Consider the following 17,223-nt stretch of genomic DNA (forward strand, 5'->3'; position numbering starts at 1 on the left):
ACGTATAATGATGCTAATTTAAACAAAGACCCATTACAGAAGTAAAAAAATTGAAAGTTATCTCTATTTCGCAATTACAGCCTGGCATGTTTGTTCAAAGTGTTACAAAACAAACTGGGCGCATTAAAATTAAAAACCAAGGCTGGGTTAAGACTCAGGCGAGTATCGATAAGCTCAAAAAAGCGGGCATTTTAGAAATAGAGATAGATCCAGATAAAACATTAACTACACCCGAGCCCGACACCCAAGCCCCTGCGCCTAAGGCAGAGATTAAAAAACGCGACCCTTGGCTTAAAGTTCATAGTAGCGAACAAGAAATGGGCAAAGCTAAAAAGCTCTACGACGAAGCTAAAACACTTCAACAAAAGGCCTTTGGCGACATAAAAGCGGGTAGAGATATAGACATAGCGCCTTTTAAAGAGCTTGCCAGTGGCTTTATGGACTCTATTTTTAGAAACCAAGATGCCCTAGCCTGCTTAACGCAAATGCGTCAAAAAGATGCTTACTTATTAGAGCACTCTATCAACGTTTCTATTTTAATGGGTATTTTTGCAAAGCACTTAGGCATAGAGCGCGACATTATTGTAGAGCTCACTACAGGTGCTTTGTTACATGACATAGGAAAAATTAAAATTCCTGACGAAGTGCTCAATAAACCGGGTCGCTTTAGTGATGACGAATTTAAAATTATGCAAAACCATGCTCTGTATTCTAAGCAAATTTTAGAAGAAGCGGGGTTAACGGGGATTGCTGTAGACATTGCCGGCCTACACCATGAGCGCTTAGACGGAAAAGGCTATCCGTTTGCCAAAAAAGGCGATGAGATAAGCCAATACGTACGTATGGCGTCAATTGTAGATGTATATGATGCACTCACGGCAGAGCGGGTATATAAAGCAGGTATGGAGCCTATAAAAGCGTTTAAAATTTTAAAAGATGGTTGCCCTGATAGCTTTGATGGTGAGCTACTTACTAAGTTTATCCAATGTATTGGCATTCACCCTGTAGGCACCTTAGTGCGCTTATCTAGCCAAAAAGTAGGCTTGGTTACACAGAGTAACCCTGAAACACCTTTAAAGCCGGTGGTTAAAACATTTTATAGTGCTAAACACGGTCGCTACACGGAAATGCAAGATATAAACTTGGCAAATAAAAAAACAGCCGACAAGCTCGAATCAACTGTTAAGCCGACCGACTACAACATTGATTTAGAGCGCTTTTACAAAAACGCTATTTTACCCTGAGTTAAAAAGTAAAGCCGCAGTTTTGCGGCTTTACTTTATTAGCTGCGCTTTATTGCGGCCAATCCTGCAAAGCTTTAATACTGAATTCATAACCATCAAAATCAAGTACACTTTGCTCTGGGGTAATTTCGCGCACTGTTAGTGCCCCAATGCTCTCCCCTTCGTGTAGCTCTCTGCCATTAAGCTTTATCCAGCGTTTATCTGCACTTGAAGAGTATATATGTGCTTGGTATTTAATGCTTGGCAGCATGGCTTGTAAGCCATCTGGTAATAGCTCAACCGGTTTAACTCGAGATGAACTGCGAGAGGCCTGCGTTACTTCGTAATCTTGTTCTTGCTCCGAGTCTTTTATCGCTTGTGCAAAGGCATCTTTTAATTTACTCGGTACAGCATCAAGCTCCGGACTACTTTGCGGCGCTTGCGTGCTTGGGGTATTTTCACCATTCAGTGGTTTTCCAAGCACTTTGTACTTGCTCATATCTAAACCTGCTGAGCTTGTATTTTGTGCTTGCGGCTGCATAAATTGCGTGTTTTGGCCGTGTGCATTATAAGCAAGTGGATTATAGCTTTGCGTATTAGGTAGCTGTGCATTGTAAGTTTGCTGATTAAACGCATTTTGATTATACCCGTTAGCATTTATAGGGGGTTGCACAGTGTAACCTGGTTGCTGCTGCGCCGGATTATCATTAATAGGGATATACTGCCCCTGTGGGGTAAGCAACATTTTTTGTACCCCGGTAGGTGTTTGTACATACACCAACTGCCCTTCAATCGTTGCTTTATTACTATTTTTTTCAGCCTCTGAAGAAGGTGATGTTACAGGCTTTTCGGCTTTATTTTGCGCTGTAGTTGGCTCATCTGTTACTGCTTGTTTTTGCTTTTTGCTATCAGTGCTAACAACATCAACCGTCTGGCTTGTGTTTAATAGTGCGCTGCTTTGAAACCACTTACCTGCTGTAAAGCCACCCGCTATAGCAATAAATGCTGCAATTGCGCCGCCAAGTAGCCACACCATTTTTTTATAGCGCGTAAGTGCTTGCTGCTGCTTTAACTGCGCTGACTGCAAATCATATTGCTCGGCGCTCATATCTGCTTGTTGAGATTGCTTTAATGCATCTAATAAATAAGACATAAATTACCTAACTATATAATAAACGACATGCCAACACCTACTGCAAACAAAGCAGCAAATGCTAAGTAATAATAAATACGGCCAGTGTACTTAGGCGCATTATTCTGCGCAGCCACAAAGTCCATAGGCAGTGATTCTTGGGCTGATTGTTTTATAATATCACTATCAACAATAAGCTGCTGCTTAGAAAAAGCCCCGACTAACGCGCGCTCACAGACTAAATTCATTAAGCGTGGAATGCCGCCAGTTAACTGATGTACAGCTTGCATAGCATCGAGCGAAAAAACGCCTTTATCACACCCGGCAATATGTAAACGATGCTTTATATACGCAACTGTTTGCCCTTGGGTGAGCGGTAATAAGTGATACCGTGCTGTAATTCGCTGCGCTAACTGCCTAAGCTCAGTACGTTTTAATAATGCCTGAAGCTCTGGTTGACCCACTAAGACTATTTGTAACAGTTTTTTATGATCAGTTTCTATGTTGGTTAATAGTCGTAATTGCTCAAGCACATCGGGGGCAAGGAGCTGCGCTTCATCAATAATTAAAATTGTGTGCCCGCCCGCTTTGTTATTAGCCTCTAGGTGCTGCTTAATAATGTCGGTTAAACTTTTAAGGGTGGCATTTTGGGCATCGTAAGTAATGTTTAGCTCATCACAAATACTGGCCAAAAGTTCAAGCTCCGACAGCGCCGGATTATGGAGCATTGCAACTTGAGTGTTCTCTGGCAGTTGCTCTAACATACTGCGGGTAATGGTGGTTTTGCCTGTTCCCACTTCGCCGGTTAGCAATACAAACCCGCCATCTTCGCCTAAACCATAGGTTAAGTGGGCAAGTGCCTCTTTGTGGCGTTCGCTTAAAAATAAATAATGGGGGTTGGGCGAGATCGAAAATGGCTTTTCGCTCAAGCCAAAGTAGCTTAAATACACCGCAATGTTCCTTCGTCATTAAAACTCGGCCTATAATGGCAAAAAAAACGACAAAGTAACAACGTTGTATGCGCTTTATTATTGAAATAACGTAAATTTATGTAAAACAAAAAAGCGCCGCTAAATTTAGCGGCGCTTTTGTATTAAAGCTAAGTGCTTGGCTATTTTATTTTACTTAGTTTTCGTAACGCACCAAACGTAAATACACGTCACTGGTTTTAGCATGTAAGCTATTAAGCCCACTATCAAACTGGTAAACCCATGCTGAGCTCATCGTGCTTACCCCTGAGGTATTACTCCAGTAGTTTTGCAATTTAGTGCCTAAAAACACCTTTTCGTTAATACTTGGCTCGGTGCAGCTGTGCTCTAAAATACTGGCAAGCTCTTTAACATTAGGCACCTGCCAATCGTCGTAATCGGCAGTGGTGTCGTTTTCTGCGCCTCTGAGTGCTTCTTGCCAATTAAGTGACGGGGTAGAGCCTGTGCATGTTTCAGTGTCGCTATCGTAAACTTGTCCGTAGCTACAACGTTGCCACATTAGGCCTGTTTCTGTATCTAACACTGTGCCATCGTCATTAAGGGTGAAGCGAGTGGTTGGGGTTGTTGTATCCGCCCCGTCGTAACACGTTTGCGCTGCGACTAGTTGAAAGCTTGCGCTAAATACAGCCATTGAAAATAGTAAGCATGTTTTCATGATTTTCTCCTATCGGCTTCTGACTAAACGTACATACGCGTATTTTTCTTTCGGGTAGGCTAAGTCATTCCCGTTGCTCATATCGATAATGTAGGCTTGCGATAAGCTGGTACCATCGGCTGCAGTTTGTGATGTCCAGTACGGTAAATTCACATCATCTATAGCGCCTGCTTCTGGCATATTTGGAAAAAACGCTTCATCAATTAATACGTTTTCGCCCTGCTTGCCATAATCAATTAAGCTCAACAGCTCAGTGTAAGTTGGTAAGCGCCAATTGGTACCGCCGCAAAAATCTAAGTCGTTCACTTCATTTATATAGGTTTGCACACCACAGCTTGTATCATCTGGACAGGTGGTATTAGCAGTACTGGTATCGGTAAAGGTTGTCGTGCCTAAATCCCAAAAGTAATGATTTTGGCCATCGCGTAAGGTGGTATTAGGTAATGTACCTGACTCTACACTTTTCACTTCCCATACAAGCCCCGTTACGTTGTCGCGTATACAAGTAAAGTCGTCACTATCATCCGCTACTTCATCAGCAAACTGATTTAGCTTAGTGTAGTCAAAGGCAAGGTTACCTTGGCCTGCTTTATCGAGTTGGTTGGCAAAGCTGTCTCGGCCAAGCTCTGCATCTTGACCCGGAAAGTCACTACTTTGGCAATTGATACGCTGGGTATTGTTATAACACTCGCCTAGGCCACTGTCGTTAATTAACCCTAATGCTTTTGGTGATACATCAATAAATACGGTATCGGTGTCAGTGCGCCCTTTAGAATCAGTAACAGTGACTTCAAAGCTCAATGTGGTATCTAAATCAACGTCGGAGGCAAAAAATGTCGTGGTACATTGGCTAGTATTTGCCAGCGTTTCGGCATTGCCTGTTAATTGTTGCCAGCTACATGAAAACGTATCTGTTAGGGTGTCACTTTCACTTGCATCTAAGGTCACTTCCTCAAATTCTTCAACGTTTTGGTCATCTCCGGCATTGGCCACAACCAGCTCGTCTGTTTTATTTAATGTCATACTGTATTCAGTACTTGCCTCGCCGCCCTCGTCGTCGGTAACGCTTAATTGCCATATTAAATTAGTATTTGATTCAAGCAGCGGGTGGCTAAAACTTACCGTAGAGTTGTCAAAGTCGGTTACATCTAAATCTGGGCCTGAAATTAATTGCCACTGATAGCTATTAATTTGGCCATTTTCGTCAGGGTCGCTCGACTCTTCAGCACTTAACGTTACGGTGTCGTTATAGGTTGAAGGCAGTGTTTCAGGGGCTGTTTGACTAACAACAGCAAGCGGTAATTGATTACTTGAGGTAATAAATATGCTCACGTTGTCACTAACTAAGCTGCCGTTATCTGTTTGATAGCTTACAGATAGTACAAGTTCACTGTCGGCTTTAACATCGGGCGCAGTAATTGTTTGCTCTGCACCTTCAAGCGGGAAGCCGTCCACAGATGGGCCGCTAACGCGCTGCCAAGTAAAGGTACCGTCATCTGGTGAGCCTTGTGCGGTGATTGTAAACTCTGTTTTTTCTACAACTTGAAGATCGGTTCCGGCATTAACCGAGGTTTCAACAGTAGAGTCTTCACTACCGCTGCCTCCACCGCCACAGGCAGCCAATAAAAAACAAGATATAAGGGGAGTAAAAGCAAACGCTTTCATAAAACGCACCTATAATGTCAAATAATTACTATAGTGTAATCACTAGCAATAAAGGTGCCATTTAGAGTTATACCAATTCGCTTAATTAAGTGCTCCATTTTGAGGCTGGAAAACGTGTCGCAAAATGATTAAGCATTATTGCGGATTGGTATTACATATACGTATCTTGATGAATACGCACAAACAGCTTAGTGCCTATTTTTGAGTAATCTACTTTGTATTCACGCCCATCAAGCGCCTGAATAAACAACAGCTGTTTTTCTTCGCCAAAAATATCAGCGCTACTTACATTAACAATTTCAAGATAACGCTCTTTGGCATCACGCCGGTTTTTAGGTAGATCCTCTTTAAATGGCTCCAAACCATTTTGAGTTACCTTTATACGTGGGTGCTGCTCTGCATTTACAATGACTAGATCAAGCTTTTTATCTTTATGGATGATGGTATTGCGACCACTCTTTATAAAAGATCTTTCTTGGCTCATTATTTTTCCTACTATCGCATTTAGTGTCCAACTTGCGATGCTATAAACCGTTCAGGTGCGCGTTTCCATTTATTTAAATCGGCACTGAACGACCAAATGTCTGTTTCTAATACACTTGCGGGTAACAGTAAGTTATATCCCGTTAACAACTCAAGGTGCTTGGCTCTGTTAGCAAACATAGCTATAAGTCCAGTATAGCTAAATCCTTTAGGTGAGGTGTATTGTGTCTCTTCTATTAACCATTCTGATGGGCAATTGCCATTTTTGCAATGTTTTTGAACAGCTTGCATAAATAAATTACGCTGCTCTATCAGTAGTTTTCCGGCAATGCGTGGGTGTATAGCGCTTAAAAATTCATCCATATCATTGAGTTTTAAACCTACTGCGTTTAATTCAAGGTATTCAAGGCCATCAGCCACCTTAGGAATACCGCTGTGGTGTAAGTTACTAACATGTAACTGCCACTGGCCATATTTATGCTGATACACAAGTAAGGACTCACTAAGCACTAAACTGTAATAAGGTTCCTGTGTTTTTAAAAAACCAATAAAAATAGCAGCTATACACATACTTACTAAAAAAATTTCTATCAAGCTAATTTCACCCGGGCGCAGTAAATTAAACAGCATAATAAATACTAAGCCTACGCTGCCTACAGTAAGTACTTCAATGCCATTGCGCGCCCCTTGCGCCCTGTATTTTATTATTGAACTTGGCTTACCCATATTGGTAAAAAACCATATAAAATAAAAACATAACAATACCCCAAAGTATTATTTTTCTCATTGTTAAACAGGTTTTACACTGCGGTGGTTGCTTCATCGTTTTATCATAATTTTAGTGTTAAATGGGAACAAGTAATTAGTCTCATAAATTTTTACGCCTAACGCACAAATTTATGAGACACATAACCGCCTTTTCACGGTCTTATTTCGTACAATACTTACAATTTATTTTCAGGTATGAAAACGATGTATTCAAAACAGTCAGGTAAAGCTCTTTTTCCATTTTTAATTACGCTTCTTGTTATTTTAAGTGTGTACTTATATTTGCCATCTAGCCATGGCGAACAATCTAATTCAAGTGATACACCCACACAGGTAATGGCTCATACGGTATCGTCTCAAGAAAACACCGTTATGATTGAAGCCATAGGCAGTGCACGCGCAAACCAAGCAATTTATATAAAAAGCGCACAAAGCGATTATGTTACACACATATATTTTGAAGATGGCGACTTAGTAAGTAAAGGCCAACGCCTTGTGCAGCTGCAAAATCAGCAAGAACAATACGCTGTAAAAGAGCTAGGCATTAACTTAAAAGAAGAAAAACGTCAGTTAAGCCGCCTTACTGAGCTTTCTCGTACGCAATCTACCGCTAAATCATTATTAGAAGAGCAGCTTTCTCGCGTAGATGCCACGCAAGCCCAACTAGAAAGCGCTAAAACCAAACTTGATGAAATGCTAATTACCGCGCCGTTTTCTGGCTTATTAGGCAAACGAGAAGTGTCGGTTGGTGCTTATGTAAGTAGCGATACAATTATTACAACGCTTGATGATATTAGTATTATAAAAGTTGACTTTAAAGTCCCTGAAAAATATTTATCTCAACTTAACCTAGGCATGAAAGTACATACTCAAAACGATGCCTACCCAGGGCGCACTTTCACCGGCAAAGTGACCCATATTAGTTCTCGTATCGACTCGATTACTCGCAGTGTAGAAGTAACCGCAAGCTTTGCTAATAAATCCGGGCTATTACGCCCTGGTATGCTTTTAAACACCGCTTTGGAGCTTAGTAGTAATCAGGCGCTTATGGTGCCAGAAAAAGCCGTGATCCCACTGCAAGATAAACATTTTGTATACCAAGTAAAAGAGGGTATTGCCAACAAGGTAGAAGTGCATGTTGCAAGCAGAAATAACGGCTGGGTAGCGATTGATGAAGGCCTTAGCGATGGCGAGCAAGTGATTACCGAAGGCATTATTAAAATTCGCCCTGGTAGCAAAGTAAGTGTTGAGGGTTAATCGGTGAAAATTACAGATACGAGTGTTAAACGCCCTGTTTTTGCCATAGTAATTAACTTACTACTGCTAACATTTGGCTTGGTGGCTTTTTCGATGCTACCACTTAGAGAATACCCCGATATTGAAACCCCTATTGTTAGTATTAGTACTGACTACACTGGTGCTTCGGCAGAAATAGTCGAGACAAAAATAACGCAAATATTAGAAAACCGGATATCGGGTATTGAAGGCATTAAAAGTATTAATTCTTCAAGCAGAAATGGGCGCTCTAATATCGTTATTGAGTTTGATATAAGCCGTGATATTGACGCAGCCTCAAACGATGTACGAGAGCGAGTAGCCCGCGCACTAGATAACCTACCAGAGCAAGTGCGCCCACCAGAGGTATCTAAGTCAAACAGCGACGAGAGCCCTATTGCTTGGTTTGTACTTAACAGTGAAACCATGAACTCGCTGCAATTGAGCGATTATGCACAGCGCTTTATTGTCGACCGATTAGCCGTTGTAGATGGCGTTTCAAATGTACGTATTGGTGGTGAGCGCCAATACGCCATGAAAATTTGGCTAAACCGCCAAGCCATGGCTGCTCGTGGGATCACTTCGAGTGATATCGAAAACACCCTACGCAGCGAAAACGTAGAGCTACCAGCAGGTGAAATTGAGTCTATCGACCGCGACTTTACCGTACGTACAGCGCGTAGCTATAAAGACCAACGTGATTTTCAAAACTTAGTTATTAAACGCGGTGAAGACGGCTACCTTGTGCGTTTAGGTGAAGTTGCCGATGTACATTTAGAAGCCGCCGACGATGAAAGCCTGTTCCGTGGTAACGGCCGTAACATGATTGGCCTTGGCATAGTAAAGCAAGCAAAAGCAAACACCTTAACAGTGGTAGACAACGCCCGCAGTGAACTTGAAAAAATAAAACGTAATTTGCCAGAGGGCACCACTATTCAAGACAGCTACGACTCGTCTATTTTTATTAAAGAGTCAATCAACGAAGTATATAGCACGCTTGCCATTTCTATGGGGTTAGTGGTGTTAATAATATTTATCTTTTTAGGTAATATTCGCGCTACGCTTATCCCCGCCGTTACGGTGCCTGTAGCACTTGTTGGCAGCTTTATGTTTTTACTTGCCATGGGTTATTCAATCAACTTATTAACCTTACTTGCGCTGGTATTAGCGATTGGTTTGGTCGTAGATGACGCCATTGTAATGCTTGAAAATATTCACCGTCGTATTGAGCTTGGCGAGCCTCCCTTATTAGCAGCCTTTAGAGGTGCCCGCGAAGTAGGCTTTGCAATTATTGCGACAACGCTTGTGCTTATTTCGGTGTTTGTACCTTTAGTATTTATGGATGGGCGAATTGGCGCCTTGTTTACAGAGTTTGCAATGGCTGTAAGTGCCGCGGTGTTTTTCTCTAGTATTACTGCCCTTACCCTCTCGCCGGCGCTGTGCTCTAAAGTTTTAAAAGCGTCAGAAAAAGAAAGTAAATTTAGCCAATGGATGGACCGTGTTTTTAGCAAAGTTGAAAACAGTTACCGCCAATCGCTTACCTCAAATATGACCAAAAAATGGGGCCTAATGATAAGCCTAGTGCTTGCTGGTTTTGTTAGCTACTCGTTGTTTTTACAAGTGCCCTCTGAGCTTACGCCAAAAGAAGACCGCGGTACCTTTTTTATTATGATGAGCGGCCCTGAAGGCGCAAGTTATGAAAATAACGCAGCCAACATGGCCAAAATAGAAGAGCGCCTGCTTCCTTACTCAGAAGCTGGCGAATTAAGCCGTGTTTTAGTACGCGTACCGGGCTGGGGCGGCAGTGGCGGTGTTGCTATCGTTGGTATGGCCGATTGGGATAAGCGCAAGCGCTCTACCTGGGAAGTTATGGACGAAATAAGCGCCAAAATGACCGAAGTAACAGATGTACGTGCCTTTGCTATTATGCGCCGTGGTATTGGCGGTGGCGGCTCCTCTCGCCCCATTGAGTTTGTACTACAAGGTAACGATTACGAGCAACTTGCTGATTGGCGCGACCGCATTATAGAGCGCGCAGAAAAAAATCCAGGCTTGGTAAGAATCGATCACGACTATAAAGAAACCTTTCCACAATTTTTAGTCAGCATAGATAAAAACAAAGCCGCCGATTTAGGTGTGTCAGTATCAGATGTAGGCACTACGCTAGAAACCATGCTAGGGCAGCGCCGTGTTACCACCTTTATTGACCGTGGTGAAGAATACGATGTAATTTTAAAAGGCACTAAACAAGACTTTACAAACCCTACTGACATTTCAAATATTTACCTTAAATCACGCAGTGGTGAACTGGTCCCACTAGATAGCCTTATAAGCTTAAAAGAAGAGGCCACAGCATCGCGCTTAAACCGTTATAACCGAATGCGCGCCATTACACTAAGCGCTAATCTTGCGGACGGCTATACACTGGAACAAGCACTTAACTTTTTAAACAAAGTAGCTGCAGAAGAAAACGACATTGACGGCGCTGTAGATTATAAAGGTGAATCACAATTATATTACGAAGGCGCATCGGCCATGACCTATGTATTTGTGCTTGCCCTAACTGTGACCTTTTTAGTTTTAGCAGCGCAATTTGAAAGCTTTATGCACCCGTTTGTCATTATGCTAACAGTACCACTTGGCCTAATGGGCGCCATGTTTGGCCTATGGGCAACGGGCTTAACGCTTAATATTTATAGCCAAATTGGTATTGTAATGCTGATAGGTTTAAGCGCTAAAAATGGTATTTTAATAGTCGAATTTACCAACCAACTGCGCGATAAAGGCGTAGAATTTAGCGAGGCTATTTTGCAAGCGGCCACTCAGCGCCTGCGCCCAATAATAATGACCTCTCTGACTACGGTAATGAGCGCAGTGCCTTTAGTATTGGCATCAGGCCCAGGCGCAGAGAGCCGCATGGTAATTGGTGTGGTGGTATTTACAGGGGTTATTGTAGCAACATTGCTAACGCTTTATGTTGTGCCTGCGGCGTATTATGCCCTAGCCCGCAACACACAGTCGCCAGAATTTTTACAGCAAAAATTAAATAAGCAAGCCGACTCTCACCCGTTAAAAGACAGCGAAGAAATTTAACTGAGCTTACACTGCGCCGTAACTTGCTGTTACGGCGTATTCAATTTATGCTCGCCTTAATACTGTAACAGACATAATTAGGACAACTTATGAGCACATCAACACAATTAGCAACATTTGGTGGAGGCTGTTTTTGGTGTATAGACGCTGCATTCAGACGAGTAAAAGGTGTACTAAACGTAAGCTCAGGTTACACCGGCGGCCATACCGACAACCCCACGTATAAATCAGTCTGCTCTGGTACAACAGGCCATGCTGAGGTTGTGCAACTGGAATTTGACAGCGCTGTAGTGAGTTTTGAAACACTGCTTAGCATGTTTTTTACGTTACACGATGCCACGCAATTAAATCGCCAAGGTAACGATATTGGCACACAGTATAGAAGTGTTGTTTATTACCACAACGATGCGCAATTAAATAAAACCAATGAGATGATAGCCCAGTTACAAAACCATATTAGCGAGCCAATAGTGACAGAGGTTAGCCCTGCTACCACATATTACCCAGCAGAGCATTATCATCAAGATTACTACAACGAAAACCCACAGCAGGGTTACTGTAGTATTTTAATAGCACCTAAATTACACAAGTTTGAAACTGTATTTAAAGAGTTTTTAACTGACTAGCTAATTTTCGTTGTTAAAATAATTCTAATACCAATCCGCATAATTAAGTGATCTATTTTGAGGATGGATAAACGTGTTGATAGCAAGGCAAAAAATTCGCTATTTAGTTGTTCTAAATGAGAATTTTTTAACGCAGATAGCGACACATTTAGCCCCTGAAAATGATTAAGTATTAATGCGAATTGGTATAAATACACATTAAAAAGCCCGATATAAATCGGGCTTTTGTATATTAAAAAACGCTATTAAAACTGATAGCTTGCACCTACAAAAAAGCGGCGCTCTGGGGTGTTGTAGTAATATACGTCACCGCTTGTAAAGTCAGCTCTTGAGTCAACCACATTGTAATCTCTGTCGAATAGGTTCTCTACACGAAGCGACAGCTCAATATTATCGTTTACATGATAGTTACCCGCTAGGTTCCAAAGTGTATACGAACCTAGGCGCGTGACTGCACCCTCGCGATCACTGCGGTATTGCATATCAATGCGAGCATCAAAATCACCAAATTGCTTTGTGAGCTCCCAATTAACAGTGCGCTTGGCAACATTGCGTAGCTCATCGCCGGTTTCTTTGTTTTCGGCACTTAAATATGCAAAATTAAAGTGGCTATCAAAGCCTAAAATTTGTTGTGTAAGGCTAAACTCAACCCCTTCATAGCGAGCTTCGTTTATATTAGCTAACGCAAAGTTTTCATCGTAATCAATTTTATCTTCGATGTCGTTTCTAAAAATTGCAAAATCGACTTGTGCACTGTCAAAATTAACATTTACACCAACCTCGCGGTTTATTGATTTTTCAGGTTGGAGATCTGGATTACCAAAATTTGGGTAGTATAAATCGTTAAATGTTGGCGCTTTAAAACCTGTGCTTTGACTAATTCTAAATGTTGAATTTTCAGATAAATGATAACCAGCCGCCGCAGTATAGGTTGTTTCATCACCAAACTGTTCATCGTCGTCTTGGCGAAGAGTTAAATTGGCAAGCACAGTGTCGGTGTCGTAATAAGCCCCAACAAACACTGCTAATACATCGCGGCTATTCTCATCAAATGCTTGCGAGCTTTGCGATACATCATCGTTATACCAATTAACGCCGCCGCTAATATTAAGCGCATTTGTTAAGCGGTATTGGCCGCTGTAATCTACTTGCGAGCGCTTAGTAATAAATGTACTGGTTAATGGCCCGCCGGTAAAAGAGTCCACATATGTGCTGTCAGAATCATCGGTTGCAAAAGCAACATCTATAGCATGAGATTGGTTAGTGTAGTTTTTGCTCCACTGCGCCGACAGTTGATAGTTTTTAAAATCCCCTCTTTCGACCGTGCTCGTTGCAGGGCTAAAGCTGCTATCGTAATCCGCGTAACCTTCGCTGTACTGGCCTAGTAGCTTAAAGTTACCGTAGTGTGCATCTGCATAGTTTAATTTAAAGCCTACGTTTTTATTTTCATAGCTGTCGTCATCGGGCGCTATACCTTGTAATGCATCAAAACCATCGGTTTTTTCAAAGCCTGCATTAAATGCGCTAACCACTTCATTTGATTTTACTGAACCTGCAAGCTGATAGTTTTGATAAGCGTTAGAGCCAAATGTGGCATCAAGTGATACATTGCTCGCTTCACGCGTTATTATATTAATAACCCCAGCTAATGCATCTGAGCCATACACAGCTGCACGCGAGCCTTTTATGATCTCGATTCGCTCAATACTATTTAGCGGCACGTTATTTAATGCTTTTTGTCCTAGCGTGGCTGAGCCCGTGCGTACACCATCAATTAAAATTAGCGTATCGCCAGAACCTGTACCACGTAAAGATACGCCCGACGTTTGGCCAAAGCCACCATTAGGATTAATCTGAAAACCCACTTGAGTGCTTAATAAGGTTGGTAAATCGCGTACATTGCTTGCATCTATTTCGGCGCGTTCAATTACATTAACGCTCGCTAATACATTATTTATTGATTGTTCAAATTTATTAGCGGTAACAGTGATTTTTTCAATTGGGCTTTGTGCAGCAGATACAGAAAAAGACAGCGCAGCCGAGATAGCAACGCCAAGAGTTGTTTTATTTAGCATGATGTTCCCTATCTTTGCCCACCGCAAAGATTTAAGTAAGTAAGATTACTTCAAGGCCGGTCTCCGGACTCAGTAAACACATAAATGCGTTAATACTTTACCGTTGCGGGGGCAGTGTTGGGATTGCTTTTATCATAAAGGCGCACCAACTTCCCGATTATCTCGCTGTTAGTTTTAATACTTTAAACCCTGTATTTAGCAACCAGCAAGCACCTTGAAAATAGGCGGTTATTGTGAGCAGTTTGTTTACAAATGTCAACGGACGTCTATATAGCTAAAGGTTAAATTATTTATTTTCAGTAAAGCTGGATGTTACGCCGTATAAACTTAAAAGCGCTGTGATTTTAGGTTTTATTTCGGGCGAATTTAAAAGCTTATCCATTTGTTTTACCGTAATTTTACTGCGCACAGGATTAACTAAAAAATGAGTATCGTATATAGCATCTGGGGTATTACTCTTATAAAGCAGGTTCATATTAAAAATGTTGTTCTTTTTAAAGTATTGATAAGCTATGTTATTTAACACCCCTACATCGGCACGCTTTAATAGCAGCATTTTAACAACGTTAAACTCATCGATTGTTAAACTAACTTGGTGTTCATCACTTAAATACTGTGCATCGGTTTTAAAATCAGCAAAACGATAGGAATACCCCAATACTCCCGCTTTTGTTAAAGCATGTAAGTCATCGAAATAGCTTTGCTTTTGGGCGTTTTGTGCCAGCGTATACAACTCATTTTTAGCAATAACATAAAAGCTAGTTTCCTTTAAGGCACTTCTTGCTACCTCAGGTACCCATTGCATAGCCATTAAAAACAACATGTCGAATTCCCCCCATTCGACCCACTTTTTGAGCCTTTTTACAGGCAAAGAGTTAAGAGTAAATTTATATTCGCTTTGAGAGTCATTGAGTATTTTTACAAACTCAGGCGCTAACCCTTGCTCTTTTTCGGCATTAATAATAATTGGAAAGTAACCGTCCTCTACCAACACATCTACATTTATTGGCTTGGCAAAGCTAAACTTACTGCTCGCAATAATAATTATAAAAACAAGAAACTTAAGCATTTAAAGCCTTTAACAGTCGCTATTAAGTAATATTGATATTAAGAATAGCCTAATATACACAACTGCGTGATAAGCAGGTTTAATAATGCATTTAAATAACGTTAAAAGAGTATGGAATAACAGTGGAGTAATTTTACACAGGTAAAAGGGGTTTAGGCTTGCGAGTAAATAAAGGCTGTAATTAGGGCGGGGTAAAATGTGTGGCTAATATATTTAATAACCACACATTTAAATTTTCACTTTAAAATACTAAAGGCACTTAGCTAATTAATCGCGAAAGTTTTTAAACTGGAAAGGCTGACCTAAATCTGCAGTGCGAACGACTTGCATAGCGGCTTGTAAATCGTCACGTTTTTTACCAGTTACACGTACTTCTTCACCTTGAATAGCAGCTTGTACTTTTACTTTTGAGTCTTTAATGGCTTTAACTACTTTTTTAGCCATGTCTTTCTCAATGCCTTGCTTAAGTGCAACATTACGAAACACGTTTTTACCAGCACGAGTGATGTCTTGTAGTTCCAAGCTTGCTACGTCCATACCACGCTTAGAAATTTTACCTGCTAAAATATCAAACAACTGCATAACTTGTGAGTCAGCTTCAGCTTTTAGTTTAATTGTTTTGTCGTTTAGCTCAATTGATGCGTCAACACCTCTAAAGTCAAAGCGTGTTTCTAGCTCACGGTTGGCGTTATCTACTGCATTTTTAGCTTCGTTCATTTCTACTTCTGATACGATATCAAATGAAGGCATTGGGTTCTCCTAACTATTAAATCTAAATTTATGCGCCGATTATAACGCTAAAATTATAAATCTTTACATTTTTCTGCCAGTTGTTCAGGTGCGATACTAATTTAGTTTGATATACTGCAGCCTCTTTTTTAAGCGGTTTTAGGATTTATCGTGACAAGGCGTGTTTACCAAGCAGTTTTTTTGATTAGTATTGTGGTGTTTACCCTCTTATTTGCCAAAGAAATAAAAGGCGGCGTTACGAACTTATTTCCACATGTTGATAAAGTTGCCCACTTTGGGATATTTTTTATACTTGCCATCATTATGGATAAAGCCTTTAAGTTACCGCTGTACACGCAAGTACTTTTGCTTGCGGGCTACGGTGCAGCAATAGAAATAATGCAAGATGCGCTGCCCTACAGGCAGGCCTCGTTAGGTGATTTTGTTGCTGATTTTGCTGGTGCAGCCACGTACTTTTTACTAAGAACCATTTTTACTCCTCGAAAAAAGAACCCTTATGGCTAATATTCTTATTATTGGCGACGGCGCTATTGGTTTATTGCTAAGCCATTTTTTATCTAAAGCTCACACTGTTCATGTGTTAACACGCAAAGCCACTGCAAATACACGCTTTTATTGCAAAGCAAAACAGCCTTCGCAAAAAATTAATGCGCGGTTTATTACGCTTAAGCAAATTAATGAACAGCCCGCGTTTGATATTGTTATTTTTGCTGTAAAGGCTTTTCAAGTGCAATCTGCCTTTACGCAAGTTAAACCCTTTTTATCGCCAAGTAGTGTACTTGTTGTATCGCACAACGGAATGGGTAATGTTGAAACGCTCAATGAGCAACTCGATAAGCAACAAGCGTTGTACTTTTTAACCACCAGCATGGCTGGCTTTAAAACAAACGACTTTATAGTACAGCACACCGGTGAAGGTAAAAGCGTATTAGGTGCCTGCAACCCTTGCGCGCACAGTTATCGCCAAGCAATGTGTGAGCAATTGCAAAACGTGCCGCAGCTAAGCTACAGTACTAATATTGAGCAGCTACGTTTTGAAAAACTATTAGTAAATATTGCCATTAACCCATTAAGCGCATTGTATGATATTAAAAATGGTCAGTTACGTGCCCCTTATTTTAATAGCATTATCTTTAATTTATTAACTGAGGCATGCCAAATAGCCCAGGCTTTAAAGCTTGATATTAAGCTGGCTGATGCACTTAACAACGCTTATAACGTAATGATGCTAACCGCTGAAAACTACTCTTCAATGCATCAAGACGTAGCGCATAACCGACAAACCGAAATAGACGCCATTTGTGGCTATATTAGCCAACAAGGTAAGCGATTAAATATCAGCACCCCGCTAAACGATGCCCTACTTGCTAAAATTAAGGCAAAAAAAAGCGTGGTATAAACCACGCTCTAAATTACGGTT

General features: G+C 41.1%; 15 protein-coding genes and 1 riboswitch. Of the genes, 6 read left to right on the top strand and 9 right to left on the bottom strand.

Annotation, left to right across the window (positions count from 1 at the left end; all coding sequences use genetic code 11):
- The first annotated feature begins 50 nt into the window (after positions 1–50).
- Positions 51–1,244: an HD-GYP domain-containing protein gene (locus tag MTN96_RS08490; protein WP_064386891.1), complete on the top strand. Its 1,194-nt coding sequence runs from the start codon at positions 51–53 to the stop codon at positions 1,242–1,244.
- Between the two features lie 49 nt (positions 1,245–1,293).
- Here the strand turns inward: MTN96_RS08490 and MTN96_RS08495 are convergent, their stop codons facing one another.
- The 6 genes from MTN96_RS08495 to MTN96_RS08520 form a co-directional block, all read right to left on the bottom strand.
- The gene (locus tag MTN96_RS08495; RefSeq protein ID WP_096042123.1) at positions 1,294–2,376 is read right to left on the bottom strand and encodes a general secretion pathway protein GspB; all 1,083 of its coding nucleotides are present in this window, start codon (positions 2,374–2,376) and stop codon (positions 1,294–1,296) included.
- Positions 2,377–2,387: 11 nt separating this feature from the next.
- Positions 2,388–3,305, bottom strand: coding sequence for an AAA family ATPase (locus MTN96_RS08500; RefSeq protein WP_248531188.1), 918 nt, complete (start codon positions 3,303–3,305; stop codon positions 2,388–2,390).
- Positions 3,306–3,480: 175 nt separating this feature from the next.
- Positions 3,481–3,999 (bottom strand): DUF1566 domain-containing protein, encoded by a 519-nt coding sequence (locus tag MTN96_RS08505; protein ID WP_248531189.1) that lies wholly within the window; start codon positions 3,997–3,999, stop codon positions 3,481–3,483.
- Positions 4,000–4,008: 9 nt separating this feature from the next.
- The gene (locus tag MTN96_RS08510; RefSeq protein WP_248531191.1) at positions 4,009–5,664 is read right to left on the bottom strand and encodes a DUF1566 domain-containing protein; all 1,656 of its coding nucleotides are present in this window, start codon (positions 5,662–5,664) and stop codon (positions 4,009–4,011) included.
- A 151-nt stretch (positions 5,665–5,815) separates the two neighbouring features.
- On the bottom strand, positions 5,816–6,148 hold the full coding sequence (locus MTN96_RS08515; RefSeq protein WP_024034321.1) for a hypothetical protein: 333 nt from the start codon (positions 6,146–6,148) through the stop codon (positions 5,816–5,818).
- 20 nt (positions 6,149–6,168) lie between these two features.
- Positions 6,169–6,873, bottom strand: coding sequence for a DUF2982 domain-containing protein (locus MTN96_RS08520; protein WP_029773870.1), 705 nt, complete (start codon positions 6,871–6,873; stop codon positions 6,169–6,171).
- Positions 6,874–7,119: 246 nt separating this feature from the next.
- Between MTN96_RS08520 and MTN96_RS08525 the strand changes: the two genes are divergently transcribed.
- From MTN96_RS08525 to msrA, 3 genes are all read left to right on the top strand, one after another.
- The gene (locus MTN96_RS08525) at positions 7,120–8,172 is read left to right on the top strand and encodes an efflux RND transporter periplasmic adaptor subunit (RefSeq protein WP_055252939.1); all 1,053 of its coding nucleotides are present in this window, start codon (positions 7,120–7,122) and stop codon (positions 8,170–8,172) included.
- Between the two features lie 3 nt (positions 8,173–8,175).
- Positions 8,176–11,283, top strand: coding sequence for an efflux RND transporter permease subunit (locus tag MTN96_RS08530; RefSeq protein WP_248531192.1), 3,108 nt, complete (start codon positions 8,176–8,178; stop codon positions 11,281–11,283).
- Positions 11,284–11,372: 89 nt separating this feature from the next.
- Complete coding sequence (gene msrA, locus MTN96_RS08535) at positions 11,373–11,909, top strand: peptide-methionine (S)-S-oxide reductase MsrA (protein ID WP_248531194.1); 537 nt, start codon at positions 11,373–11,375, stop codon at positions 11,907–11,909.
- Between the two features lie 245 nt (positions 11,910–12,154).
- On the opposite strand, the gene MTN96_RS08540 is transcribed toward msrA, so the two are convergent.
- The 3 genes from MTN96_RS08540 to MTN96_RS08550 form a co-directional block, all read right to left on the bottom strand.
- Positions 12,155–13,984, bottom strand: a complete 1,830-nt coding sequence (locus MTN96_RS08540) for a TonB-dependent receptor domain-containing protein (protein ID WP_138578334.1) — start codon at positions 13,982–13,984, stop codon at positions 12,155–12,157.
- Positions 13,985–14,020: 36 nt separating this feature from the next.
- Positions 14,021–14,184, bottom strand: a riboswitch (cobalamin riboswitch).
- A gap of 86 nt (positions 14,185–14,270) precedes the next feature.
- A complete protein-coding gene (locus MTN96_RS08545) occupies positions 14,271–15,053 on the bottom strand; it encodes an ABC transporter substrate-binding protein (protein ID WP_248531196.1) in 783 nt (260 codons plus the stop codon).
- 267 nt (positions 15,054–15,320) lie between these two features.
- The gene (locus MTN96_RS08550) at positions 15,321–15,803 is read right to left on the bottom strand and encodes a YajQ family cyclic di-GMP-binding protein (RefSeq protein WP_004588518.1); all 483 of its coding nucleotides are present in this window, start codon (positions 15,801–15,803) and stop codon (positions 15,321–15,323) included.
- Positions 15,804–15,953: 150 nt separating this feature from the next.
- On the opposite strand from MTN96_RS08550, the gene MTN96_RS08555 reads away from it, so the two are divergent.
- Positions 15,954–16,307, top strand: coding sequence for a VanZ family protein (locus MTN96_RS08555; protein ID WP_004588519.1), 354 nt, complete (start codon positions 15,954–15,956; stop codon positions 16,305–16,307).
- Complete coding sequence (locus MTN96_RS08560; protein ID WP_248531198.1) at positions 16,300–17,202, top strand: ketopantoate reductase family protein; 903 nt, start codon at positions 16,300–16,302, stop codon at positions 17,200–17,202. The genes MTN96_RS08555 and MTN96_RS08560 overlap by 8 nt, the downstream gene beginning before the upstream one ends.
- Positions 17,203–17,223 lie beyond the last annotated feature (21 nt).

It is taken from the genome of Pseudoalteromonas sp. 2CM28B (assembly GCF_023161935.1).

Excerpts from the sequence above, each read along its gene's own strand:
- MTN96_RS08495 (WP_096042123.1), bottom strand. The coding sequence starts at position 2,376 with ATGTCTTATTTATTAGATGCATTAAAGCAATCTCAACAAGCAGATATG.
- MTN96_RS08505 (WP_248531189.1), bottom strand. The coding sequence starts at position 3,999 with ATGAAAACATGCTTACTATTTTCAATGGCTGTATTTAGCGCAAGCTTT.
- MTN96_RS08510 (WP_248531191.1), bottom strand. The coding sequence starts at position 5,664 with ATGAAAGCGTTTGCTTTTACTCCCCTTATATCTTGTTTTTTATTGGCT.
- MTN96_RS08515 (WP_024034321.1), bottom strand. The coding sequence starts at position 6,148 with ATGAGCCAAGAAAGATCTTTTATAAAGAGTGGTCGCAATACCATCATC.
- MTN96_RS08520 (WP_029773870.1), bottom strand. The coding sequence starts at position 6,873 with ATGGGTAAGCCAAGTTCAATAATAAAATACAGGGCGCAAGGGGCGCGC.
- MTN96_RS08525 (WP_055252939.1), top strand. The coding sequence starts at position 7,120 with ATGTATTCAAAACAGTCAGGTAAAGCTCTTTTTCCATTTTTAATTACG.
- msrA (WP_248531194.1), top strand. The coding sequence starts at position 11,373 with ATGAGCACATCAACACAATTAGCAACATTTGGTGGAGGCTGTTTTTGG.
- MTN96_RS08540 (WP_138578334.1), bottom strand. The coding sequence starts at position 13,984 with ATGCTAAATAAAACAACTCTTGGCGTTGCTATCTCGGCTGCGCTGTCT.
- MTN96_RS08545 (WP_248531196.1), bottom strand. The coding sequence starts at position 15,053 with ATGCTTAAGTTTCTTGTTTTTATAATTATTATTGCGAGCAGTAAGTTT.
- MTN96_RS08550 (WP_004588518.1), bottom strand. The coding sequence starts at position 15,803 with ATGCCTTCATTTGATATCGTATCAGAAGTAGAAATGAACGAAGCTAAA.
- MTN96_RS08560 (WP_248531198.1), top strand. The coding sequence starts at position 16,300 with ATGGCTAATATTCTTATTATTGGCGACGGCGCTATTGGTTTATTGCTA.